Annotated in this window: 19 protein-coding genes; 9 read left to right on the top strand and 10 right to left on the bottom strand. The window is 62.0% G+C overall.

Annotation, left to right across the window (positions count from 1 at the left end):
* Positions 1-190: 190 nt before the first annotated feature.
* Positions 191-1114 carry a LysR family transcriptional regulator gene (locus tag P3T24_RS33610; protein WP_429441078.1) on the bottom strand — a complete coding sequence of 308 codons (924 nt, stop codon included), beginning with the start codon at positions 1112-1114 and terminating at the stop codon, positions 191-193.
* Positions 1115-1264: 150 nt separating this feature from the next.
* Here P3T24_RS33610 and P3T24_RS33605 point away from each other — a divergent pair, with 150 nt between their 5' ends.
* From P3T24_RS33605 to P3T24_RS33585, 5 genes are all read left to right on the top strand, one after another.
* Entirely contained in the window at positions 1265-2554 is a 1290-nt protein-coding gene (locus tag P3T24_RS33605) for a YbfB/YjiJ family MFS transporter (RefSeq protein WP_429441076.1), read from the top strand.
* A 142-nt stretch (positions 2555-2696) separates the two neighbouring features.
* The gene (locus P3T24_RS33600; RefSeq protein ID WP_429405453.1) at positions 2697-3728 is read left to right on the top strand and encodes a threonine aldolase family protein; all 1032 of its coding nucleotides are present in this window, start codon (positions 2697-2699) and stop codon (positions 3726-3728) included.
* A 141-nt stretch (positions 3729-3869) separates the two neighbouring features.
* Complete coding sequence (locus P3T24_RS33595; protein ID WP_429441073.1) at positions 3870-4400, top strand: NUDIX domain-containing protein; 531 nt, start codon at positions 3870-3872, stop codon at positions 4398-4400.
* A 64-nt stretch (positions 4401-4464) separates the two neighbouring features.
* On the top strand, positions 4465-4908 hold the full coding sequence (locus P3T24_RS33590; protein ID WP_074263922.1) for an acyl-CoA thioesterase: 444 nt from the start codon (positions 4465-4467) through the stop codon (positions 4906-4908).
* A gap of 578 nt (positions 4909-5486) precedes the next feature.
* On the top strand, positions 5487-7637 hold the full coding sequence (locus P3T24_RS33585; protein ID WP_429441210.1) for a hypothetical protein: 2151 nt from the start codon (positions 5487-5489) through the stop codon (positions 7635-7637).
* Positions 7638-7744: 107 nt separating this feature from the next.
* On the opposite strand, the gene iolB is transcribed toward P3T24_RS33585, so the two are convergent.
* The 7 genes from iolB to P3T24_RS33550 all read right to left on the bottom strand — a co-directional run bounded on the left by iolB (position 7745) and on the right by P3T24_RS33550 (position 16796).
* Entirely contained in the window at positions 7745-8542 is a 798-nt protein-coding gene (gene iolB, locus P3T24_RS33580) for a 5-deoxy-glucuronate isomerase (protein WP_429441071.1), read from the bottom strand.
* Entirely contained in the window at positions 8539-9465 is a 927-nt protein-coding gene (iolE, locus tag P3T24_RS33575) for a myo-inosose-2 dehydratase (RefSeq protein WP_074263924.1), read from the bottom strand. The genes iolB and iolE overlap by 4 nt, the downstream gene beginning before the upstream one ends.
* Positions 9466-9475: 10 nt before the next feature.
* On the bottom strand, positions 9476-11425 hold the full coding sequence (gene iolD, locus P3T24_RS33570; RefSeq protein WP_429441070.1) for a 3D-(3,5/4)-trihydroxycyclohexane-1,2-dione acylhydrolase (decyclizing): 1950 nt from the start codon (positions 11423-11425) through the stop codon (positions 9476-9478).
* Positions 11422-13455 (bottom strand): bifunctional 5-dehydro-2-deoxygluconokinase/5-dehydro-2-deoxyphosphogluconate aldolase, encoded by a 2034-nt coding sequence (locus tag P3T24_RS33565; protein ID WP_429441069.1) that lies wholly within the window; start codon positions 13453-13455, stop codon positions 11422-11424. Before P3T24_RS33565 ends, iolD begins: the two co-directional genes overlap by 4 nt.
* 90 nt (positions 13456-13545) lie before the next feature.
* Positions 13546-14376: an ATP-binding cassette domain-containing protein gene (locus P3T24_RS33560; RefSeq protein WP_074263927.1), complete on the bottom strand. Its 831-nt coding sequence runs from the start codon at positions 14374-14376 to the stop codon at positions 13546-13548.
* Between the two features lie 14 nt (positions 14377-14390).
* Positions 14391-15557, bottom strand: coding sequence for an ABC transporter permease (locus P3T24_RS33555; protein ID WP_074263928.1), 1167 nt, complete (start codon positions 15555-15557; stop codon positions 14391-14393).
* Positions 15558-15749: 192 nt separating this feature from the next.
* Positions 15750-16796, bottom strand: coding sequence for a sugar ABC transporter substrate-binding protein (locus P3T24_RS33550; protein ID WP_074263929.1), 1047 nt, complete (start codon positions 16794-16796; stop codon positions 15750-15752).
* Between the two features lie 280 nt (positions 16797-17076).
* Here P3T24_RS33550 and P3T24_RS33545 point away from each other — a divergent pair, with 280 nt between their 5' ends.
* From P3T24_RS33545 to P3T24_RS33530, 4 genes are all read left to right on the top strand, one after another.
* The gene (locus tag P3T24_RS33545) at positions 17077-17958 is read left to right on the top strand and encodes a MurR/RpiR family transcriptional regulator (RefSeq protein WP_429441067.1); all 882 of its coding nucleotides are present in this window, start codon (positions 17077-17079) and stop codon (positions 17956-17958) included.
* Positions 17951-18973: an inositol 2-dehydrogenase gene (gene iolG / locus P3T24_RS33540; protein WP_429441065.1), complete on the top strand. Its 1023-nt coding sequence runs from the start codon at positions 17951-17953 to the stop codon at positions 18971-18973. Before P3T24_RS33545 ends, iolG begins: the two co-directional genes overlap by 8 nt.
* On the top strand, positions 18973-20007 hold the full coding sequence (locus P3T24_RS33535) for a Gfo/Idh/MocA family oxidoreductase (protein ID WP_429441208.1): 1035 nt from the start codon (positions 18973-18975) through the stop codon (positions 20005-20007). Before iolG ends, P3T24_RS33535 begins: the two co-directional genes overlap by 1 nt.
* 180 nt (positions 20008-20187) lie before the next feature.
* Complete coding sequence (locus tag P3T24_RS33530) at positions 20188-20415, top strand: sulfurtransferase TusA family protein (RefSeq protein WP_074265982.1); 228 nt, start codon at positions 20188-20190, stop codon at positions 20413-20415.
* A 151-nt stretch (positions 20416-20566) separates the two neighbouring features.
* On the opposite strand, the gene galU is transcribed toward P3T24_RS33530, so the two are convergent.
* Entirely contained in the window at positions 20567-21448 is an 882-nt protein-coding gene (galU, locus tag P3T24_RS33525; RefSeq protein ID WP_074263933.1) for a UTP--glucose-1-phosphate uridylyltransferase GalU, read from the bottom strand.
* A gap of 62 nt (positions 21449-21510) precedes the next feature.
* Positions 21511-24390: a valine--tRNA ligase gene (locus P3T24_RS33520; protein WP_429441063.1), complete on the bottom strand. Its 2880-nt coding sequence runs from the start codon at positions 24388-24390 to the stop codon at positions 21511-21513.
* Positions 24391-24551: the final 161 nt, after the last annotated feature.

The following is a 24551-nucleotide window of genomic DNA, read 5'->3' as shown; positions in this document are numbered from 1 at the left end:
TGTTATAAGCCATCCGGAGCAAGCCGGCAGGAGCGCCCGTGTGTGTGGCTGGAGCTCCGAAACAAAAGAGCCGCGAGAATAAAAACTCGCGGCTCTTTTGCTTTCGGTGCGGTGACGGAGTGGGCGTAGTGCAGTGGACGTAGTCGTAGCCATGACACCAGGCGTTGCAACCCGACCATCGCTCCAGCAGTCAGGCCGCTGTCGGCAACCCTACCGTGACTTGCTCACCCACAGGCTCCGCCAGATTGCTGCTGGCCAGCAGGGTCTCGCGCAGCGCTTTGAGCGCAGACGAGAAATGGCCGCGTCGCCAGACGAGCAGCGTATCTATGATGCCCAGGTCGTCGAGCGAATGAACCGCGATGTTGTTCATATCGTGCTGCAGGTCGAGCACCGAGCGTGGCGCGACAGCCACGCCCGCGCCCGCCGCTACACAAGCGACGATCGCATGATAGGAACCGAGCTCCAGCACCCGCGCCGGGCGGATGCCATGCTCCATGTACCACTTCTCGACGTAGCTGCGATACGCACAGCCGCGCTCGAATGCAATCAGCGTCGACAGCGCGATGTCGCGTCCCTCGCGAATCGGCCGATGGCCGCGTGGCGTCAGCATCACCAGTTCTTCGCGAAACACCGGTACGGATTCGAATAGCTCGCCATCCCAGCCGGGGGCGAGAGGGGTGGCGATCAACGCGGCGTCCACTTCGAAAGCCCGCACGCGCTCGATCAAACGACCGCTCGTCCCGGTTTCCAGTTCAAGGCCGACCTCCGGCCAGCGCTGGTGATACTGCGCGAGCAGCTCCGGCAGGCGGCTTGCCGCCGCGCTTTCCATGGTGCCCAGCCGCAGCCGGCCGCTCGGATGATCTTCGCGCAGTGCCTGACGTGCTTCGTCGGCGAGTGCCAGCAGCCGTTCGGCATAGGGCAGCAGGGTTTCACCGGCGGGCGTCAGCACCAGCCTGCGGCCGTCGCGGATGAACAGTTCGGTGCCGAGCTGCTCTTCGAGTTGCTTGATGCGGGTGGTCACGTTCGACTGCACCCGGTTGAGCTTCGCGGCAGCGCGCGTGACGCCGTTCTCGCGCACTACGGCGCGAAAAATGGTCAGTGCGGCCAGATCCATGGTTCTCTCCAAGAGATCATTGGTATCTATATTATTCATTTTTTGTGATTGAAGCGTCAAGCTATGATGGGTTCAAGGCGCTGGTGCATCGCATTTGCTGCGCCCGGCCCCGCAATCTGGCCGCGTTTGACCCCTTTCGAAGTCAGCCACATGGACAATCTCGCCTCAACTCGCCCACTCGCCGCGTCGGCCGGATCTCACCCGGCCCGCGAGGCCGCAATCGCCTGCATGGTCGTGTTGGCGGTGGCGCTCGGTATTGGCCGCTTTGCCTTTACGCCGCTCTTGCCGCTGATGCTGCATGGCGGCGGACTCGACATCCGTCACGGCGGCTGGCTTGCGTCGTGCAATTACGCCGGCTACTTTGCCGGTGCGCTCGCCTGCGCGGCGCTGCGCGTCGAACCGGCGCGGATGGTGCGCGTGGGGCTCGCCTTGACCGTGCTGCTGACCCTGGCGATGGGCCTGACTAGCCACTTCTGGGTCTGGGCAATCGTGCGCTTCGCTGCCGGCGCGGTCAGCGCGTGGACCTTTGTGTTTGCGTCGCAATGGGGATTGCGGCGGCTCGCCGAACTGGGCGCACATGGGTGGGGCGGAGTGATCTACACGGGGCCCGGGTTTGGAATCATTGCGACCGGGTTGTTCGTGAGCGCCGCCGGACGCCTCGGGGCCACGGTGGGTTGGCTGGGATTTGGGATCGCAGCAGCGGTGCTGTCCGCGCTGGTCTGGCGGGTGTTTGTCGCCATCCCCACCGGGCCGGGCGCCGCGGTATCTGCAGCCGGCAATGGCGGAAACGACGCTAGTCGCACAACCCATTCGACTTCGCCCACAGCCTCTGCAACGACCTCTTCGACGAATCCCCCGCATCGTGCCGACGCCTTCTGGCTAGTCGTGCTGTACGGCGTGCCGGGCTTCGGCTACATCATCACGGCGACCTTTCTGCCGGTGATCGCCCATCATGCGCTGCCCGGCTCCGCCTGGCCCGATCTGTTCTGGCCGATGTTCGGCCTCGCGCTGATCGCGGGCGCACTGGGCGCCGCGCGTCTGCCGCACCACTGGGACAACCGGACCCTGCTGGCCGCCTGTTACGTCCTGCAGGCGGCGGGCGTGGCCCTCGGCATTGTCTGGCCGACGGCCGGCGGCTTCGGGCTCGGTAGTATGTTAATCGGGCTGCCGTTCACCGCCATCACCCTGTTTGCGATGCGCGAGGCGCGCCGCCTGCGTGGCGATCACGCGGCCGGCCTGATGGGCTACGCGACTGCGGCCTACGGCGTCGGACAGATCATCGGGCCGCTGGTGGCGGCACCGATCGCCGTCCATACCGGGTCATTCTCCCTTGCGTTATGGCTGGCGGCCGGCGCTCTGCTGCTCGGCGCGCTCGGGCTGATGTGGGTGGCTTACCGGCCAAACAGCTCAAACCGACCGAACAGGCCGCAGCGGGCGTAGCCGAAACCGCCACCGCCACCGCCACCGCCTCGCTAAAGCATCCCGTAATCTGACTGGCGAAAAACAATTTACTGGCTGGCGCACTAAAATGACCGCTTTCCGGTCATCTCTCCAGCGTCCGTCGCCGGGCGCGTCGCCAGCCATGCAACATTTCGCCTCCGATAACTACGCGGGTATCTGTCCCGAAGCGCTCAATGCGCTGATCGCCGCCAACAATAGCGGCCACGAACCCGCGTACGGCGACGACTCCTGGACCCAGCAGGTCTGTGACCGCTTGCGCGATCTGTTCCAGACCGACTGCGAAGCGTTTTTCGTCTTCAACGGCACCGCGGCCAATTCGCTCGCGCTCGCTTCGCTGTGTCAGTCGTATCACTCGGTGATCTGCCATGAACTGGCGCATATCGAAACCGACGAGTGCGGTGGTCCGGAATTCTTCTCGAACGGCTCGAAACTGCTGACCGCGCCGGGAGTTGGCGGCAAGCTGACGCCCGATGCAATCGAAGCCGTCGTGACACGTCGTGCGGATATCCACTATCCGAAGCCGAAGGTCGTGACGCTCACGCAATCCACCGAAGTGGGCACCGTCTATAGCGTCGAAGAAGTGCGCGCGATCGCCGCGATTGCCAAGCGTCGTCACCTGAAGGTTCATATGGACGGCGCGCGCTTCGCCAACGCAGTGGCTGCGCTCGACGTGCATCCATCCGAGATCACGTGGCGCGCGGGCGTCGATGTGCTGTGCTTCGGCGGCACGAAGAACGGCTTGCCGGTCGGCGAGGTGGTGGTGTTCTTCGACCGCGCGCTCGCTGACGATTTCGCGTATCGCCTCAAGCAAGCCGGACAACTCGCCTCGAAGATGCGCTTCATCTCCGCGCCCTGGCTGGGCCTGCTCGACGGCGACGTGTGGTTGCGTAATGCGCGCCACGCGAACGCGATGGCGAAATTGCTGGAAACCCGCCTCGCCGAGATTCCTGGCGTGAGCATCATGTTCCCGACCGAATCGAACGCGGTGTTCGCGCAGTTGCCCGCGCAGGTCGCGAAGGCGATGCGCTCGCACGGCTGGAAGTTCTACGAATTCATCGGCGCGGGTGGCTGCCGGCTGATGTGCGCGTGGGATACCCAACCCGACACCGTCGAGCGCTTTGCGGCCCAGGTGCGCGAACTCTGCGCTGCGTGAGCGCCCGATGAATGCCGCGAGAAATCCACATAACCGCTGTGTGGTTGCGCCGCGCGTTGGGCGGCTTGACCATCGGCGATGTGCGCGCTGAGCCAGCACAACCCAATACCACTACGACATATCCAGAGACGATTTCCCACCATGAGCGACTACCGATTTTGTCCCCGCTGCGCTACGCCTCTCGTCGAGCGCACTGACGCCGAGCACGAGGGCGGCCGTGAGCGTCAGGTTTGCCCCGACGAAACATGCGGCTATGTGCACTGGAACAATCCGCTGCCCGTGGTGGCCGCTATCGTGGAGTACGAAGGCAAGATCCTGCTCGCGCGTAATGCCGCGTGGCCTGAAGGGATGTTCGCGCTGATCACCGGTTTTCTGGAAAACGGCGAAACACCGGAGGAGGGCATTGCGCGCGAAGTCCGCGAAGAGACGTCGCTGCAGGCCGAGACGGTCGAACTGGTCGGCGTCTACGAATTCATGCGCAAGAACGAACTGATCATCGCCTATCACGTGCGAGCATACGGCACGATCGCGTTGTCGCCCGAATTGCTCGAATACCGGCTCGTCGAACCGGCCAGGTTGCGCCCGTGGCGCGCGGGCACCGGACAAGCGCTCGGCGAGTGGATGCGCCGTCGCGGTCTGCCGTTCGAGTTCGTCGAGCGGCCCGGACAATAGCAGCAAACGCTCGCTCGCGTTCGCGAGACTTCCTTCTCCAACAATCATCTACGTACTGCTTACGATGAACAAACCCGTTCCCGCCGCGCGTGCGGCTTTCCGTCACTTCTTGCCGATCACTACTCGCTGGATGGACAACGATGTCTACGGCCATGTGAACAACGTCGTCTATTACAGCTATTTCGACACGGTTGTGAATGAGTATCTGATTCGCGCTGGTGTGCTCGATGTCGAGCATGGCGAGACAATTGGCCTGGTGGTCGAAACGCAGTGCAACTACTTCGCGCCGCTGGTGTTTCCGGAGCGTGTCGAAGCCGGCCTGCGGGTGATCCGTCTCGGCTCGACGAGCGTGCGTTACGAGGTGGGTCTGTTCAAGGAAGGTGATGCACAGGCTGCTGCGCAAGGTCACTTTGTGCACGTCTATGTAGATCGTGCGACGCGGCGGCCGGTCGAGCTGCCTGCAGCGCTACGTGCGGCGCTCGAGCCGCTTGTGGTCGTGACTGCCTAGCCTTTTCTGCTTCCGTTGCGCAACGCAACTTGTCTTTACGCCTGTTTGGTCTATCGACGGGCAATCCTCCCTGTTTGAATCCGGATTTCAAAAATCTCTCTGCTCCAGCGCTCATAAGGCTTGGCGCGGAGATGGGTTGGCGATTCAAACGCTTGATCGTTTGGTGAACGTCCTCCAGAAATCTTGTCGGCAATACGAGGACAAATACAGACAATCAGGTAATACGGGCAAGCGGGGCGATTGGTGTTTTCAGGTCGCCCCGGCCGTTGCCATAGACAAACCTGTGCTGCGCCCACTATCACGTGCAGCAGTCGCAGGAGGGAGGGGACATCATGAAAAATGCAGAGGCAAAGGCCGGCGTGCAACCGAACGGACTCATGTCGACGCGCGTCGTCGTGCGCACGCTTAGATGGCTCGCTATGGCGATTGCGGCGGCCGCACGAGGCGTGCGGATCTTGGCGGCCCCGACTCACGCTCGCCGACGGAGGACCCGGTATATCAAGGCCCGACCCACGTACCTGCAACGCGCTCAGCCAGCCTGGTGCGCGCGCGTGGCTCCGGGCGCCGTATTGGTCACCATGGCGTTGGCTGTCTCAGCCTGCGCGGATGCCAGTTCTACAGACACCTCGGCGACGCACGCTTCAGAGAACACTGCGTCTGCGCAGGCGCCCGGCGGCGCATCTTCCACGCGTCCCGCGCTGGAAATCGCCAAGCAACGCCAGCTTGCCGACGAGCAGCGTATTGCCGACCGCCTGCCAACGGCTAGTGGCATGACCGAAATTCGTGTTCGTCCATTGACGCTACGTGACTCCGGCATCGACGGTTCGATGATGTTCGCTCGCGACGTGGATTTTCGCGTGACCGGCGATATCGGTTTCATGATCCACAGCATGGCGGCCACACTTACGCCGACGCATGCCGGTGCGCCGATTGTGTTCGACGATCCGACCAGCGTGACGATCGACGTCCACCGTGGCGACGTCACACTCGACAGCAACAAGCTCACGGCGATCTTCAACCGCTATCTGTTCCAGTACCAGGGCTCGCCTCTGCGCAATATGCACGTCGTGCCCCAGGACGGGGGCACATTGCGCATCACGGGCGAAATGCATCGCGACAGCTGGGTGCCGATCGTCCTCAGCGGCACACTCTCTATGCGCAACGCCGACGAGCTCGTGTTCCGTGCAGACCACGTCGAAGTCGCCGGCGTGGGCGCGGACAGGCTGATGCAGGCAGCACATGTGAAGATGGCCGACCTGCTGAAAGTGGATACACCGATTGCGCGTCTGGAAGGGGACGACGTGGTCATGCAGGTGGAAAAACTCACGCCGCCACCAGCGCTGCACATGACGATCACGCAGATCGACACGTCGGCGGCGGGCGTGCACTTCACGCTTGACGATCACACGTTGCGCGATATTGCATGGCCCGCGACGATGCCGCCACGCGGCATGCTGGTGGAGGGGGGAGACGTCAAGTTCATGCGTTCGGTGCCGATGAACATCGACATGGCGCTGACACCGGTCGATGCCAAAGCGCCGTTTGTACTCGACTTGTACCACTACCGCGAGCAGATGGCGGCGGGCTACTTCACTTTCGACGAGGCCGGCGCGCTGGATGTGCATCTGCCCTCATTCGACACACTGGCGGGCGCCTCGCACGACGTCCCACAAGAGACCGGTAGCGCAAGCGCACGCTTTAACGACAGCTTTATCCGCGCCCAACAGGCATCGCTTGCGGCTGCGCGACTGCAATGGCAGAGCGTGCCACCCGATTTGCGCACTGCTGCGCAGGCGCGAGCGATCCCGGTCGGAACCCGCGCCGCGTTTTCCGGCGCGAACGCGCTCACGCCGGGCTCGGCGATCACGGACGAGCGGCACTCATCGGGACCGGCACCCCTGATTCATATGGAGAACGTAGATTTCTTCGTTTCGGGACGAATCGGTTTTCACGTGCGTTCTCTCGACGCGCAGATGGTGCCGAAGAAGCCAGGACAGCCAGTTGATCTGGACGACCCGCAGCAGTATGACATTCACATCATAGGTGGCGAGGTGGTGGAACCGTGGCCTGCGATGGCGGCGCTGTTCAACGATTACCTGCTGGATTACGAACCACGTTCGCTGAACGATCTGAAGTTGACACCGGAGAACGGGGCGCTGCAGGTTACAGGCGGCATCAAGTTATGGAATCATTTCCCGGGCGCGTGGTTGCCTACGACGATGAGCGGGACGATTGTCGCGCGGGATGAACGGCATCTGGTGTACGCACCGACGTCAGTCAAGGTGCTAGGAGTGCCGCAGGCGGGGTTGTTGCGGGCGCTGGATATTCCGTTAGCCTCGTTGACACCGTTTGTGCGCAAGGGAGTGGCGTTACAGGGCAACGAACTGGTATTCGATCAGTACACGGTGTTTCCGCCGCCGGTGTTGCAGGGTCATCTGGCGAGCGCGACTGTGACGGATGAGGGTTTAGTGTTGAAGTTTCAGCGCGAGAGTGGGGCGGTGGTGGCGAGGCCGCCTGCTGGGGCTGGCGGGAGTTTTGTGTGGATTCAGTCTGGCGACATCAAGATGTTTGATTCGTTGGTCACGAATGGCCGGACCTTGATTCGGGACAGTTCGGCACCTGATGCCATGCGTTTTGAGCTTTATGGGTATCGGCGGAGTGTTGCCAATGGCGTTGTGCGGATGGGTGAGGACGGGGGATTAGTCGTTGATCTGGCACGGAGAAAATAGCGCCTTCCTTCAAACCCGTCGCCCGCGCACTTAGTGCGCGGGCGACCCGAATGTGGTCCTTGTGGGACAAAGAAAGTAAGTGCCGCTCCGCACAGGCAAGCCAAACCCTAGTCCTTATTAATAATCCACTCATGCGCCGGATCATTCTTGAAATGCCAGGTCCGCTTCTCCCCAGCCATAACATTCAAGTAGTACGAATCATACCCATAGGGAACAACAACAGGATGATAGCCACGTGGAACCATAACAACATCATGATCCTCAACAGCCATCGACTCGTCGATATCCCTTGAATCGGTATACACGCGCTGAAAAGCAAACCCCTGCTTAGGCTCCAGCCGATGATAATAAGTCTCTTCGAGCGAGCTCTCGAGCGGCACATTATCGGTGTCATGCTTGTGCGGCGGATAACTCGAAGCATGTCCGCCAGGCGTCCTGACCTCCACCACCAGCAAAGACTCCGCGGCCTCAGTCTGCGGCAGGATATCGCATACATACCGCGTATTGAGTCCCTTGCCGCGCGTTGAACGCTTCATTTGCGAAGGCTCGATCAACCGTGCCGGCAACTCTCCCTTGGCAGGCGCACTAGCCACGCCCACCTCCGCATCGCGTACCGCTCTCACCGTGGCGCGCACACCCGGCGGCAAGTACACCGCATACGGCGCCGCGTCCTCAAACACGCTGTCACGCGAGCCAAGATCGCTCCACTTCTGATCTCCGGTCTCCACATCCACCGAGCCTGCCAACACGACAATACACACCTCGCGGCCCGGTTCGAACACGTGCACGACCTCGTTCGCGTTCATCCGGTATGCCGCAAAACCCACGTAACGCCACGCCGCTGTCTCCGGTGTCACCCGCGCGATTGTCTGGCCCTCGCGCTGTGCCTTTACGAGCAAACTCATGCTGCCTCCTTCGTGGCAGAAGTACCGGCTTCGAGCGGCGCATCCACCAGCGACCGCAATGTCAGGTACCCCTTCTCCGCATACGCATACGACGGTGCAATCACCGGATCCTGTTCGGCTTCGACCACCAGCCAGCCGCGATAACCATGGCGCTTCAGGCGTTCGATGATCGCGGGGAAATCAACCGTGCCGTCTCCCGGGACCGTGAACGCGCCTGCGATCACGGCGTCCAGAAAACTCCAGTTCCGATTGCGCGCCAGTTTCATCACCGCCGGCCGCACGTCTTTGCAATGGACGTGACACACCCGCCCAATATGCTTGTCCAGCACCGTGACCGGATCGCCGCCGGCAAATGTAATATGTCCCGCGTCAAACAGCAGCCCGACGGCGTCGCTCGTGCGCGACATCAGGTTGTCGACATCGGCAGGCGTCTCTACGTACGCACCCATGTGATGGTGGTAAGCAAGCCGCACGCCACGGCTTAGCGTATAGCGCGCGAATTCGTCCAGGCGCGCGGCGTAGGCGTCCCACTGCGCGTCGCTAAAGAAGCGCGGTCGCTGATAGAGCGGTTGGGGTGCGCCCTGGATCGAATCGGCCACCTCGCCATACACCATCACCGTGGAACCGTTGCGCGCCAGCAGTTCCAGATGCGCGTCCACAGAAGCGATTTCTTCTTCGACGCTGCGTCGTGCGAGTCGTCCCGAGTACCAGCCGGATACCAATGCCAGGTCGTATTGCGCGAGCAGCGCTTTCAAGGCCTCTGGTTCGCGCGGGAACTTGTTGCCAAGCTCGAATCCGTCATAGCCGATCGCGCGTCCTTCGGTTAGCGCAACCTCGAGCGGTGTTTCGCCGCCCAGCGACGGCAGGTCGTCGTTCATCCACGACAGCGGGTTGATGCCGATTCGTACTTCGAACTGAGTCATGCCAGTGTCCTCAATCGTTTTTGGTGTCGCCGGCGGACTTGGCACGCTCGGCAATCTGGGCTTCATATTGCGCACGCGCTGCGCGCACGCCTTCGCGTTCGGACACTTCCGGCACGGCCACCTCCCACCACCAGCCGCCGTCGTCGGTGGTGCGCGCCGCGTCGGTGTCGATGCTGATCAGGTACGTGCGGTCGGCAGCTCGCGCACGTTGCAGCGCCGCTTCAAGTTCGGCGATGTTCGCGACGTGTTCGGCTTGCGCACCGAGGGCGCGTGCATGTGCGGCGAAATCGATCGGCGGTGCGCCCAGCGGACCCTGTTCGCAATCGTCGAACATGTTGTTGAACGGTGCGCCGCCGCAGGCCTGCTGCAGCCGATTGATACACCCGTAGCCGCGATTGTCGAGCACGACGATGATCAGCTTCGCGCCGAGCATGACCGAGGTCGCGATCTCACTGTTCATCATCAGGTAGCTGCCGTCACCCACCATCACGATGACGTCACGCTCGGGCCGGGCGAGTTTCGCACCGAGGCCGCCGGCAATCTCGTAGCCCATGCACGAATAGCCATATTCGACGTGATACGCGCCGGGACGGCCCGCGCGCCAGAGCTTGTGCAACTCGGCGGGCAACGTGCCTGCTGCACACACGACGATATCGTCTACGGCGGACCTGGCGCTCGAGCGCTGCACGGCGCCGATCACATCCGCGTCATACGGCAACACGGTTTCGTGCTGCGGCGCATGCGTCAGCATACCGACCGCGTCGCGCCAGCCCGCTGCGAGTTTTTGTGCCCGCGCGGTCCATGCACGGTCGGCATGCCAGTTGCCGAGTTCTGCGGAGAGTGCCTCTAGCGCGCGGCGTGCATCTGCCTGCACTACGAATCCACCATGTTTAAGGCCATCGAACGCGTTTGCGTTGATGCCGATCACGTCGGCCTGGGTGAACAGCGTGTTCGAGCCGGTTGTGAAATCCTGCAGACGCGTGCCAATCGCCAGCACGCAGTCGGCGTCGTGTGCGAGTGCATTCGCTGCGGGCGAACCGGTTACGCCGAGCGCCCCCGTGTTGAGCGGATCGTTCCATGCCAGCGAACCTTTGCCGGCCTGCGTTTCCGCAACGGGGACGCCGTGTGCACTGGCGAACGCATGCAATGCATCAGCCGCGTGGCCATACAGCACGCCGCCACCGGCGACGATCATCGGCCGCTCCGCGCGCCGCAGGCGCTCGATTGCAGCGCTGATTTCTTCTGCGATCGGCGCAGGTGTGTGGAAGTTGACCACGCGTGGTTCGAAGAAGTTAGCCGGAAAATCCCAGGCGGTGGCCTGCACGTCCTGTGGCAGCGCGAGCGTGACAGGGCCGCACAACGCGGCATCGGTCAACACGCGCAGCGCACGGGGCAGAGCCGTCAGCAACTGCGCCGGATGCACGATCTGGTCGAAGTAGCGCGACACGGGTTTGAACGCGTCGTTGGCCGAGATGCCGCCGTCCTGGAAGTCCTCGACCTGTTGCAAGACCGGATCGGGCTCGCGCGAGATGAACACGTCGCCGGGCAACAGGAGGACCGGCAAACGGTTCACGTGCGCGAGCGCCGCAGCGGTCAGCAGATTCGTCGCGCCGGGTCCGATCGAAGTCGTGACCGCCATCATCCGGCGCCGGAAATGGGCCTTCGCGTAGGCGATCGCGCTGTGGGCCATCGCCTGCTCGTTGTGCGCGCGCAGCGTCGGCAATTCATGACGATGCTGGTACAGCGCTTCGCCTATTCCCGCGACATTGCCGTGGCCGAAGATCGCGAATACGCCGCCGAATAGCGGCTCGGTACCGCTACCGTCCTCGGTCGTCACGCGCTGCGCGGCCAGATAGCGGACTAGTGCCTGCGCGGTGGTAAGACGCACCGTGCCGGAGGCCGGCGCAGGCGCTGCCGTCCCGGACGCCTGCGGATCGTGATGCAAGATGCGCTGGTTCATGCAGCCTGCTCCTGGTGAACGTGATGTGGCTTAGTGCCGTGCGTAGCCGGATTGCCGCGCGTGGCGCGCCACGAAGCGATCAGCGCTTCAAACGTCTGTCGCACACGTGCGATGAGTTCGTCGTCGCCGATCGTCCCTGCGAGCCAGGCGTGGCTAGGCTCGTGGAAGATGGTCCGGCCAACGGTGAAGCCGCGGCAGGTTGCCGATTGCGCTGCGGCGCGGAAGCCTTCGTTCAGCTGTTCAACCGCCGCCGACAGCCCCAGCAATACTACGCCACGGCAGTACGGATCGCGTTCGGCGATCAGCGCGTCGATTGCCTGCCACTGCGCAGCTTCCATGGGCTCGAGCTTCCACCACTCCGGATAGATGCCGATGTTGTACAAGCGTTTCAATGCGCGATACACGGTGTCGGATCCGCTCGGCAAATGCGCGTGCTTAGGCGGAATCACTTCGAGCAGCAGTTCATGGCCGCTCGCCTGGGTGGCATCGTAGAGCGCGCGCAATTGTGCTTCCTGTTCGAGCCGTTGTTCGATCGGCTCGTCGGGATGGTATTGCACGAGGCACTTCACCACATGCTCCTGCGGCCACGCAATCAGCGTGGTGCCGATGGAACGCCCGTGATCGAACACCAGCGGTACCGAACCCGGCAGTTCCACCGGTCGGCCGATCCACCAGCCGCGGCCCGTGGCGTCGTTCAACGCATCCTGGCCATAGCGGTCGTCGATCAGTACACCGATGCGTCCTTGCAGGCCGAGTGCGCTTTCGGTTTGCGCAACCGCCTCGACAAAGAGGCTCTTCAACCTCGCGATGCGTGCTTCGTCCGCGCCGGTCTGCTGGGCCAGATCGAAGAACTGGTTGCGGTGATCGAAGGCGAAACCGAGCACTTCGTCCCATTGCTTGCGGGCAGGGGAAACGCGGTGCAGCCGCGCGAGTTTCGCATCGCGATCCGGGCGGCGCATACGTTGCGGATCGGCCTTGGCCTCGCTCAGGAAGTACTCGAGCTCCGCGGGCGTCGGCATGGCCGGGGCGCACCCATGCCGAGAGACGACGAGCGCACCGCTCGCGTTCGCTGCACGCGCGCAAGCCTCGAGCGGCTGATCGCGTAGCCACCCAGACAAAAAGCCGGAGGCAAATGCATCGCCCGCGCCGAGCACATTCAATACTTCGACTTCGACACCACCGTGAATCGGCGCGTCGTCGAGTGAGGCCGGCACATCGCCGTCGATGATCTGGCAACCCAGCGGACCGCGTTTGACGACCAGAGTGGCGGGCGTCACCGCGCGAACCATCGCGAGCGCTTCGATCAGTTCATGCTTGCCGCCGGCAATGCGAAACTCTTCTTCGGTGCCGATCACCAGATCCATCAATGGCAGGATGCGCTGGATGTGCGCAGTGACGTCCTCACTGGCAACAAAGCGGGTTTCACCGTCGGCCTTGCCCGTGAGTCCCCACAGCACGGGGCGGTAGTCGATATCGAGCACCGTGCGCACGCCGTTGCGGCGGGCGTAATCGAGCGCCCTGCGGCTGGTGCGGTTCACCTGTTCGGTGGAAAAGTGGGTGCCCGTAATCAGCAGTGCTTTGGACGAGGCGATGTACGCCTCGTCGAAGTCCGCTTCGTCCACTGCCATATCGGCACAGTTTTCGCGGTAGAAAATCAGCGGGAAGGTATCGCGATCCTTGAGACCGAGCAGCACGAGCGCAGTCAGGCGCTCATGATCGACGCGCACGTGGCTGACGTCGCAACCTTCCTTGGTGAGCGTTTCGGTGAGGAAGCGTCCCGGATGGTCGTTGCCGACACGCGCGAGCATCGATGACGCGAGCCCAAGCCGGGCGCAGCCGAAAGCGATATTGGCCGACGAGCCGCCGAGATACTTCGCGAAGCTCGTGACGTCTTCGAGCCGTGCGCCGACCTGCTGTGCGTAAAGATCCATCCCGAGGCGGCCGAGACAGATGATGTCGCGGCTGCGGCCCTGCGCAAAGCGGCTGGTGGTGCTGGCAACGGACGGCGTGGTTGTGCTGGTAAGAGCCATGGAATTTCCTGTATGTCCTGGTGCTTGACTGACGACGCGGGCCACACGACGCTGGCACGAAACGAGCGCTGCGTCGAAGGCGTGGCGCAATCAGATCGTCGCGCCTTCGAGTTCACCGATCATCTTCTGCATTTCGGCGCCGCCGGCCATCATGTCGAGTACTTCGTCCTTGCTGATGGTGTCCTTGGTGAAGGTCCCAAGCGACTTGCCGCGATTGAGCAGCGTGAACGAATCGCCGATCGGATAGGCGTGGTGTACGTTGTGCGTGATGAAGATGACCGAGATGCCTTTGGCTCGCGCGGTGTGGATCAGCTTCAGCACATTGAAGCTCTGCTTCACGCCGAGTGCTGCCGTCGGTTCGTCGAGAATCAGCACCCGCGCGCCGAAGTGAATGGCCCGTGCGATAGCGAGACACTGCTTCTCGCCGCCCGACATCGTGCCGATCGGTTGATGCGGGTCGCGCACGTTGATGCCCATTTCGGCGAGCTTGTCACGCGAGGCTGTCGCACAATGGTCGAGATCCATCACGTTGATAAAGCCGAACAGTTTTTTCTGCGGCTCGCGTCCCATGAAGAAGTTGCGCGCCACGGAAAGCAACGGCACTAGCGCGAGATCCTGATAGACGGTCGCAATGCCGAGATCGAGCGCGTCTTTGGGCGAGGTGAAACGCACCGGCTTGCCGTCGACAAGGTAGGTGCCTTCGCTCGGCTGATGCACGCCGGCCAGCGTCTTGATCAGGGTGGATTTGCCTGCGCCGTTGTCGCCGAGCAGGCAATGCACTTCGCCTCGTTTGAGCCGGATCGTGATGTCCTTCAATGCAATCACGTTACCGAAATAACGGCTGACGTTTTCGAGCGAGAGAATGTAGTCGCCCGTGGCCGGCTGCACGGCAGCTGCTGTCGTATTCTGGGTGGTATCCATCGTGAACTCCTCGTTTAGCGGGATGCCGCGACGCGGCTGCGCACGTAGTGGTTAAACAGCACCGCGAACAGCAGCATTGCGCCGAGGAACACGCGGAACCAGTCCGAATCGATGTTCGTGTAGGTGATGCCGATCTGCACGACGCCGAAGATCAGTGCACCGAACGATGCGCCCACCACCGAACCGTAGCCGCCGGTCAGCAGGCTGCCGCCGATCACCGCGGCAATGATGGCCTCGAATTCCGCCTGCAGGCCGCGGTCGGCTGCCGCCGAACCGATATCGCACACTTGCAGCACGGAATAAAGGCAAGAGCAGAAGGCAGTCAGGACGAACAGCGAGATCTTCACACGGCGTACCGGCACGCCGACGTTCTTGGCCGCATTGGCGTCGCCGCCCACAGCGAAAATCCAGTTGCCGAATTGCGTCTTGGCGAGGACAAACGCGCAAACGGCGGCAAGTGCGAACCACCACAGAATGACTTTCGGAATCCCAGGGACGAGCGGCAGGCCGTTGTCGAGCATCTTCACGAGACCGATGTGTCCGAGCCAGGTAAACACGCCCTTGAAGGCGACGCCCTGGAACAGCGTATGCGCGATCCAGTCATGCGAGGCGACGTCGCCCACGCCGGAGATGATGGTGCGGTCGGCAAACATCACCGAGAGCGCGAGCGTGAGGCCGCGCAGGATAAACAGGAAGGCCAGCGTCACGATGAAGGAAGGCAGCCGCGTGCGCATCACGAGGTAGCCGTTCAGCGCGCCGAGCAGCATCGAACCGGCGAACGCGAACACGATCGACAGCGCAATCGGCCAGTGGAAATACATCGTAGGCAACGCGACCATCATGCCGGAGAAGCCGATCATCGAGCCGATCGAAAGATCGAACTCGCCGGCAATCATCAGCAGACAGGCGCCGACTGCGATGATCCCAAGATAGGCGGCAACCTGCGACCAGTTCATCACACCGTCGAGGTTGAACATGCCGGAGTTGCCGGCGGCAAGCCCGAACACCAGGAACACCATGACGGTGCCGGCGAGGGCGGCAAATTCAGGGCGGCTCAACAGATGTTTGAACCACGATTCGCGACGCACGCGTTCATCGGCTGAAGCGGTCCCGGCTGCTGCTGCGGCAGCGTCCTGCTCGGGACGGGGATGTTTGGCGTGGAAGGGGTTGGCGACGCCCATTGAAGCTCTCCTTGATGCGCCAGCGGATCGCGTCGTGGCGACGCGTCGCTTGAAGGCGCTGAATGCAAGTGAAGTGCAATTGAAACCTTGCGAAGGGGAGCGCGTGCGGCCGGGCCAGTGGCGGCTGGCGGCACGCGCTTTCTTCATGCCTGCTGGGACGGTTTCCCGTGCCCGAACTCAATCAAACCTTGCTTAGCGGTACTGACCTGCGTACTTGATTACCTTGTCGATGTTTTCCTTCGTAATGAAGCCCGGACCAGAGCCAATGTTGCGCGGACCGTAGGAGGGGGCGAGACCATAGGTCGACAGACGAGCCTGGAACTTCGGGTTAGCCTGGAGAGCCTGGCGGATCTTCACGGGGTCGGTAGTGTGGTCGTGCTTGGCGATGGCCAGCACGGCGACGGCGATGTAACCCTGCAGGTACGGTTGCTGGTCGATGGCGAACTTGATCGTGCCGTCCTTGATGGCCTTGGCGATGTCGTCGTCAAAGTCGAACGTTGCGAACCAGAGCTTGCCGGCCAGACCCATTTGCTGCAGCGCCTTGATCGTCGGCGCAGCCGAGAGCGGCCCGAGCGCGAGCACGCCGCCGGTGTCCGGGTGATTGCGCAGATACGCACTCACCTTCGACTGGATGCCGGTTGGGTCCGTGCCTGCATCGAGCGTGGAGGTCTTGAAGTCGACCCCAAGCGCATCGGCAAAGCCGCGGCAACGTTCGAACGACGCCGGGTTGGTCGCGTAGTGGTTTACGCACAGGAACGACTTGACGCCCGCGGCCTTCGCTTTTTCGCCTGCTGCTTTACCTGCCGCGTATTCAGGCTGGCCGATGTGCATGATCGCGCCCAGATCGGCGCTCTGCTGCTCGGTGCCAGAATTGATCGTCACTAACGGAATGTGCTTTTCGGTGACCTTACCGATCGAGCCCTTCAGCACGTCGTAGTCGGCGATGGTAACGATCACGCCGTCGTAGTTGCGTGCTGCAGCCTGTTCGATCAGGCGGGCCATGTCGGCGATGTCGCCATTAGGCGGGTTGCGGTAGTCGGTCTCGACGTTGAAATCCTCGTCGGCCTGTTTGATTGCGTTCTTGATGGTGTTCCACCAGGAATCGGAATCGGGTGCGTGGCTGATCAACACGAAGTGCGCATCGGCCGCGCGGGCCGCGGTTGTGGCGGCCAATCCCGCCGTCAGCGCCAGTGCTGCCACCAGAATCCTCAGCGTTGCCTTGCCATTGCAAAGTCTCATTGTCTCCACCTTTCTCGGTCTTCGTTATTGAAGGGAACGTATGGTGTTTCTTCATACCTGCGAGCCCTCTTCGCGTGAACACGCATGCTCGCTACACCATCGCTCAGGACCAAGATTAGGCCATCTTTTGACCAGTTGCAATGAAAATTTCATGACAAAGAAAAATGGAAAATATGTTCCATTTGATGTCTTGCCTGCCTATAATCGGCAACGTTAGCGTGGTGCGCAGAGCCTTGATGGGGGCCGTTTTGCAGCGCAATAAAGCATCAAAGGAAGAGCCATGGCGGAAGAGAGCACAGAAGAATTGCCCAGCGTCGAAGATTTGATGCAGCGCATCGCGGAAAACTACGACTCGTTGCCGCGTCAGTTGAAGAACGTTGCGACGTATATCGAGCAGCATCGCTCAAGCGTGATGGTGGATCGCACCAGCGACATCGCGGCGAGCTGCGGCGTGCATCCGTCGGCGGTCGTGCGGTTTGCGCAGCGCTTCGGCTTCTCCGGCTTTTCCGATCTGCAGGCGGTGTTTCGCCAGGCTTATACGGGGCAGGGCACATCGTCGCCGAGTTATCAGCAGCGCATTCGCAAGCTGATCGACGAGAAGCCGGGTGCGTTGTCCGGCGGTTCCGTGGCGCGCGAATTCGTTGCCGCGTGTCGCGGCGGACTCGATGAGCTCGAAGCGGGTCTCGACGATGCGCAGTTCGACGCCGCCGTGAAGATGCTGCAACAGGCCGACAACATCTACGTGGTGGGTGTGCGGCGTTCGTTTCCGATGGCGAGCTACATCGTCTACGCGTTGCAGCACACGCCTAAGCGCGTGCACCTGGTGTCCGGTTTCGGCGGCATGTATCGCGAGCAGATCCGTAGCGTCAGGAAGGGCGACGTAGTGATCGCGATAAGCTTCGCACCGTACGGCAAGGAAACGCAGTACTGCTTAAGGGTGGCGCATCATCACCAGGCAAAAACGCTGGTGATCAGCGACAGCCAGTTGTCGCCGCTCGCGCGCTACGCCACCACGCAACTTTATGTGAAGGAGGGGAGCGCGTTCGCGTTCCGCTCCCTCACCAGCACGATCTGCCTGTGCCAGGCGCTGTTCATCGCGCTCGCGTACAAGCTCGAATTGAACGTAGAAGAATCGAAAGACACTGGAGGATACGATGACTGACCTAGCAGGCGGCAAGACAATCGACGTAGCAGTGTTCGGTGCAGGGCGCATTGGCCGGATTCATGCGGCCAATCTCGCGCGGCAACCGGGCGTGCGGCTCAAGTACGTGGTGGACGTGAACAAGGATGCGGCGGCAGCGCTGGCCGCTTTGCACGGCGCGCAGGTCACGGACATAGACGGCGCGATGGGCGACGCGTCGGTCGGTGCGACGGTGATCTGTTCGAGCACGGATACGCATGCAGACCTGATCCAGCAATCGGCCGCGCAGAAGAAGCACATCTTCTGCGAAAAGCCCGTGGATCTGACGCTCGAACGCGCGCGTGCTTGCGCGCTGGCAGTGGAACGCGCGGGCGTGGTGTGCATGATCGGCTTTCAGCGCCGTTTCGATCCGACCTTTGCCGCGTTGAAGGCGCGCATCGACGCCGGTGAAATCGGCACGCCGGAAATGCTGATTGTCACGAGCCGCGATCCGGGCGCACCGCCGGTTGACTACATCAAGCATTCGGGTGGGATCTTCAAGGACATGCTGATCCACGACTTCGACATCTTCCGCTGGATTCTCGACGATGAAGCTGAGACGCTGCACGCCACGGGCAGTTGCCTGAGCGACCCGGCGATTGCCGACGCGGGCGATATCGATTCGACAGCCGTGACGATTCGCACGAAGAGCGGGCGGCTCTGCCAGATCAACACGGCGCGGCGTGCAGCGTATGGCTACGATCAACGCTTCGAAGTGCTTGGCAGCGAGGGCATGCTGCAGGCCGGCAACGTGCGTCCTACCGAGGTGGTTGCCTATTCGAAGACGGAAGTCTCGAGTGACGTGCCCGAAGCGTTTTTCCTTGAGCGTTACCGCGCGGCGTACGCGGCGGAAATTGCACACTTCTTCGAGGCGGTCACGCAGGGCAAACCGGTTCGCACGACTGTCGCAGATGGCCTGAAGGCGCTTGAACTCGCGGATGCAGCGACGCGCTCGTGGCGTGAAGGCCGGCCGGTGCGTCTCGGGGAGGGTGCATGATGGCGACCACTGCTAATCGCAAACCCGTTCGTGTTGGCGTAGTCGGGCTTGGACGGCTCGGCAAGCGTCATGCGGAAAATCTCGCTTATCGCGTGCCGGGGGCCGTGCTCGTCGCGGCTTGCAGTCCCGTAGAAGAAGAGTTGGCGTGGGCCGCTGAGGCTTTGTCGTCGCCGCGTTTGTACAAAGACTATGCCGCGTTGCTCGATGATCCTGAGGTCGATGCCGTTTGGCTCGTCACGCCGTCGTCGTTGCACGCGCAACAGATTATCGACGCGCTGCGGGTCGGCAAACATGTGTTCTGCGAGAAGCCGCTGTCGCTGGATCTGGCGGAGTGCGAGCGTGTGCTGGCGGAAGCGGAACAGCATCCGCATTTGCAGGCGACCATCGGTTTCATGCGCCGCTTCGATCCGAGCTATCGCGACGCGTTCGAGAAGATCGAAGCAGGCGTGATTGGCCGGCCGTTCATGGTGCGCTCGCAGAACACCGACAAGAACGACCCCGACGGCTTCTTTGTGCGCTTCGCGCCGACCTCGGGCGGGATTTTTCTCGACTGCACGGTGCACGATATCGACGTGGCTCGTTGGCTGCTCGGCAAACCGCGCGCCAAACGCGTGTTTGCGAGCGGGACGATCGCCCTGCATGAAGGGCTGCGCGAATTCGGCGATGTCGACAACGGCGTGGCGATCTGCGAATTCGACGACGGCAGCCTCGCGATGTTTTACGCGTCGCGCACCATGGCGCACGGCAACGATACCAGCAGCGAAGTGATCGGCACGGCAGGCGCGATGACCATTGGCCACAATCCGCGTTTGAATCGCGTCGAGATTTCGGACGCGAGCGGGATTCGCAACGAATGCACACCGACTTTCTTCGACCGTTTCGAAGACGCGTTCCTCTACGAAGCGCGGGCATTTGTGGCGGCGGTGCAGGGTGGGGCGTCGGCAGGTGCGACGTTGGCTGACGCGTTGGAGGCGACGCGGATTGGCAGCGCGCTGCGGCAGTCTTTGCAGACGGGGCAGGCGGTGACGTTGTAAGGCTAATAAGGCCCCGGGGTTTGGCTTTGACGACGCGATGCCCGAAAAGGCGCCCCAGCGTGTTCCTGTGATGGTCGTCATATCGGCGCTTCCGGCGTGGATATGACGGCTGCTGTAGAATTTGACCCTCTGTCCGGCGTCGTTCGCGGCGCCTTATCCCGAAGGTCATCGTCGATGCAAATTCAGGTTCACAAGGAAGTCGATGCGCGCGGGCTCAACTGTCCGCTCCCCATTTTGCGCGCCAAAAAGGCGCTTGCCGATATGGAGAGCGGCCAGATCCTCAAGGTGCTCGCCACCGATCCCGGCTCGCAACGCGATTTCGCCGCGTTCGCCAAGCAGACGGGTAATGAAATCGTCGAGGTGTCGACGCAGGACAAGGTGTTTGTGTTTTTGATGCGGCGGCGGTAAGGCCCAGCGGATCGGAGCAGACTCGCGAGGATTGACCTGCGTCAGAACCGCAGCACTCAAAATAAAAGGCGCCGTGCCCGCGATCCGCGGAGCAACAGCGCCTTTTTTACATCTGCCGCGCGGATTTCCGCGCTTCTATCCGTCCGCCAGCTTACCCTTCCAGCACCGGCGAGCGAGTCCGCAGATACTCTTCAAAATCCGCAGCCACTTCCGGGTGACGCAGCGCGAATTCCACCGTCGCCTTCAGATAGCCCAGCTTGCTGCCGCAATCGAAGCGCGTGCCGTGATACTTGTACGCCAGCACCTGCTCATCGGCGAGCAGCGACTGGATCGCATCCGTCAGTTGCAACTCGCCGCCCGCGCCCGGCTTCAAGGCACGCAGATGCTCGAAAATCCGCGGCTTCAGCACGTACCGGCCAACCACGCCGAGGTTCGACGGCGCCACTTCCGGCGCCGGCTTTTCCACGATGCCCGACATCTTGATGATCGAATCTTCCCACTCCTTGCCGTCGACGATCCCGTAGGACTTCGTCTCCGAGTGCGGGATTTCTTCGACGCCGATGACCGAGCTGTGATAGTGGTCGAACACCTCGATCATCTGCGCCATCACGGGCGGCTTGCCGTACAGCAAGTCGTCCGCGAGGATCACGGCGAACGGGTTGTCGCCCACCAGCTTTTCCGCGCACATCACCGCGTGGCCGAGGCCGAGCGCCTCGGGCTGGCGTACGTAGAAGCAGTCGACGTGGCTCGGCTTGATGCTGCGCACGAGTTCCAGCAGCTTGTCCTTGCCGCGTGCTTCGAGCTCCGCTTCGATTTCGTACGACTTGTCGAAGTGATCCTCGATCGCGCGCTTGCTGCGGCCCGTGACGAAGATCATTTCGGTGATACCGGCGGCCATCGCTTCTTCGACTGCGTACTGGATCAGTGGCTTGTCGACGATGGGCAGCATTTCCTTCGGGCTCGCCTTGGTGGCGGGGAGGAACCGGGTGCCAAGACCTGCTACCGGAAATACCGCTTTTGTAACTTTTAGCATGTAATTACCCCTGAATCCTGTGGTGGCTACGTCTGTGCGCAGGCGCAGACGTGGAGCGTCAATCAGGCTGGCAGGCGCGCAAGTTGCGCGTTCAGCTTGCCGATGGTCGTTTCGTATTCTGCCAGCCTTTTCTGCTCCTGCTCAACGACTGCGGGCGGGGCTTTCGCAACAAAGCTTTCATTTTGCAGCTTTGCATTGCATTTCGACACTTCGGCGCCCAATCTCGCAATCTCTTTTGACAAGCGTTCGCGTTCGGCTGCGACATCGATTTCCACCTTCAGCACCAGCTTGTCATTCCCTACGATAGCAATTGGCGCGCCATGTGTCTGAGCGTCGAGCGTAGCCTCGTCGGCGATGATCTGCACATCCGACAATCGGGCCAGCGCCTGGGCGTACGGTGCGAACGTGCGCAGGCGTTCCGCGTTGCCGGTTGCGAGCAGCGGCACCTTGACGGCCGGCGACAGGTTCATCTCGCCACGCAGGTTGCGGCAGGCGTCGATTACAGCCTTCAGATCAGCCACCCACTGTTCGGCCGCTTCGTCCAGCTTGCTGGGCTCGGCCACCGGATAACGCTGCACCATGATAGAAGCTTCGCCCTCGGCCATACCTTGCGGGTAACGGTCGGCAAGGGGCGCCACCTTCTGCCACAGCGCCTCGGTGATGAACGGAATCACCGGATGCGCGAGGCGCAGGACCGTCTCGAGCACACGCAACAAAGTGCGGCGAGTGGCGCGCTGCTGCTCCGGCGCGCCGTTCTGGATCTGCACCTTGGCCAGCTCGAGATACCAGTCACAGTATTCGTCCCAGACGAACTTGTATAGGGCGTTTGCCACATTGTCGAAGCGGTAGTCGGCAAAGCCCTTGGCCACTTCAGCCTCGACGCGCTGCAGGTGCGAGACGATCCAGCGGTCTGCCTGCGAGAAGTCGAGGTAGGCGCCCGGGCCGCAGTTGCCCTCGCCATTCGGACCGCACGCATCGGCGGGTTTGCCGAAGCCGCAGTCGTGGCCTTCGCAGTTCATCAGCACGAAGCGGGTGGCGTTCCACAGCTTGTTGCAGAAGTTGCGATAGCCCTCGCAGCGCGCGAGGTCGAAGTTGACGTTGCGGCCAAGCGTGGCCATCGACGCCATCGTAAAGCGCAGCGCGTCGGTGCCGAACGCGGGGATGCCTTCGGGGAATTCCTTGCGGGTCTTTTTCTCGATCGACGCTGCCTGCTTCGGATTCATCAGGCCGGTGGTGCGTTTGGCGACCAGCGAATCGAGATCGATGCCGTCGACGATATCGATCGGATCGAGCGTGTTGCCTTTGCTCTTCGACATCTTCTGGCCTTCGGCATCGCGCACGAGGCCGTGCACATAAACGGTGTCGAAGGGCACCTTGCCGGTGAAATGGGTGGTCATCATGACCATCCGCGCGACCCAGAAGAAGATGATGTCGAAGCCGGTGACGAGCACGGACGACGGCAGGAACGCTGCCAGTTCCTTCGTCTCGTTCGGCCAGCCGAGCGACGAGAACGGCACCAGTGCCGACGAAAACCACGTGTCGAGCACGTCTTCGTCGCGTTTGAGGGCGCCGGTATAGCCCTTGGCAACCGCTTGCGCGCGGGCGTCTTCTTCAGTCTTGGCGACGAAGATTTCGCCGTTTTCGCCATACCAGGCCGGAATCTGATGGCCCCACCAGAGTTGGCGCGAGATACACCAGTCCTGGATGTTTTCGAGCCATTGATAGTAGGTGGTGGTCCAGTTTTCCGGCACGAACCTGATCTGGCCGTTGCGGACCACGTCGAGCGCAGTTTCGGCGATCGACTTGCCGGGATTGTAGGTCCCTTCCGGCGCCGGTTTGCTCATGGCGACGAACCATTGGTCCGTGAGCATCGGTTCGAGCACGACGCCGGTACGGTCCCCACGCGGCACCATCAGCTTGTGCGGCTTGACGGACTCGAGCAGACCGATGGCTTCCAGATCCGCGACCACCTGCTTGCGCGCCTCGAAACGATCGAGACCGCGGTACTTCTCGGGCGCGTTGTCGTTGATCTTTGCTTCGAGCGTGAGGATTTCGATCTGCGGCAGCTTGTGGCGCTGGCCGACCTGATAGTCGTTGAAATCGTGTGCGGGGGTGACCTTGACGACACCGGTGCCGAATTCGCGGTCGACGTAATCGTCGGCGATGATGGGGATTTCGCGGTCGGCGAGCGGCAGCATCACGGTCTTGCCGATCAGGCTGGCGTAGCGTTCGTCTTCCGGATGGACCATGACGGCGACGTCGCCGAGCATGGTTTCCGGGCGGGTGGTGGCAACCGTCAGATAACCCGAACCATCGGTCAGCGGATACTGGATGTGCCAGAGGTGGCCATTTTCTTCTTCGCTGGCGACTTCGAGGTCGGAGACGGCGGTCATGAGGACCGGATCCCAGTTGACGAGGCGCTTGCCGCGATAGATCAGGCCCTGTTCATATAGACGGACAAACACGTCGCGCACGGCGGCGGACATCTTGTCGTCCATGGTGAAGTATTCGCGCGACCAGTCGATGGAGGCGCCGAGGCGCCGGACCTGGCTGGTGATGGTCGAACCGGATTGCTGCTTCCATTCCCAGACACGTTCGACGAACTTTTCGCGGCCGAGGTCATGGCGCGAGACCTTCTGGGCGTCGAGTTGGCGTTCGACGACGATCTGGGTGGCGATACCGGCGTGATCGGTGCCGGGGACCCAGAGGGTGTTTTCGCCGAGCATGCGATGGTAGCGGGTGAGGCCGTCCATGATCGTCTGGTTGAAGGCGTGGCCCATGTGCAGGGTGCCTGTGACGTTAGGCGGCGGCAGCTGGATCGAGAAGTTTTTCGTGTTTTCCGCGAACGCTGGCGCGGCGTAGGCGCGTTTTTCCCACTCCGGGCCCCATTGGGCTTCGATGTTGTGGGGTTCGAAACTCTTGGCAAGCGTGTTGTCGCTCATTGTTCGTGGTCTGCTGGGATGCTGTGGAATCTTTGATTATAAGGGGTGAGGGTGCCGGGGAGGGTTGCCTGGGGGGTGTCCCGAATTTTGTGTAAACGGGTTGGTGTTTAACGCTGCACCAGCCGTTCTTCGAACTGGATGGTGAAGCGGTTCAGAGCTGC

This window comes from Paraburkholderia sp. GAS33, from assembly GCF_050436645.1.
Taxonomy (GTDB): Bacteria; Pseudomonadota; Gammaproteobacteria; order Burkholderiales; family Burkholderiaceae; genus Paraburkholderia; species Paraburkholderia phenazinium_B.
This window is presented reverse-complemented; position numbering and strand designations above follow the sequence as displayed.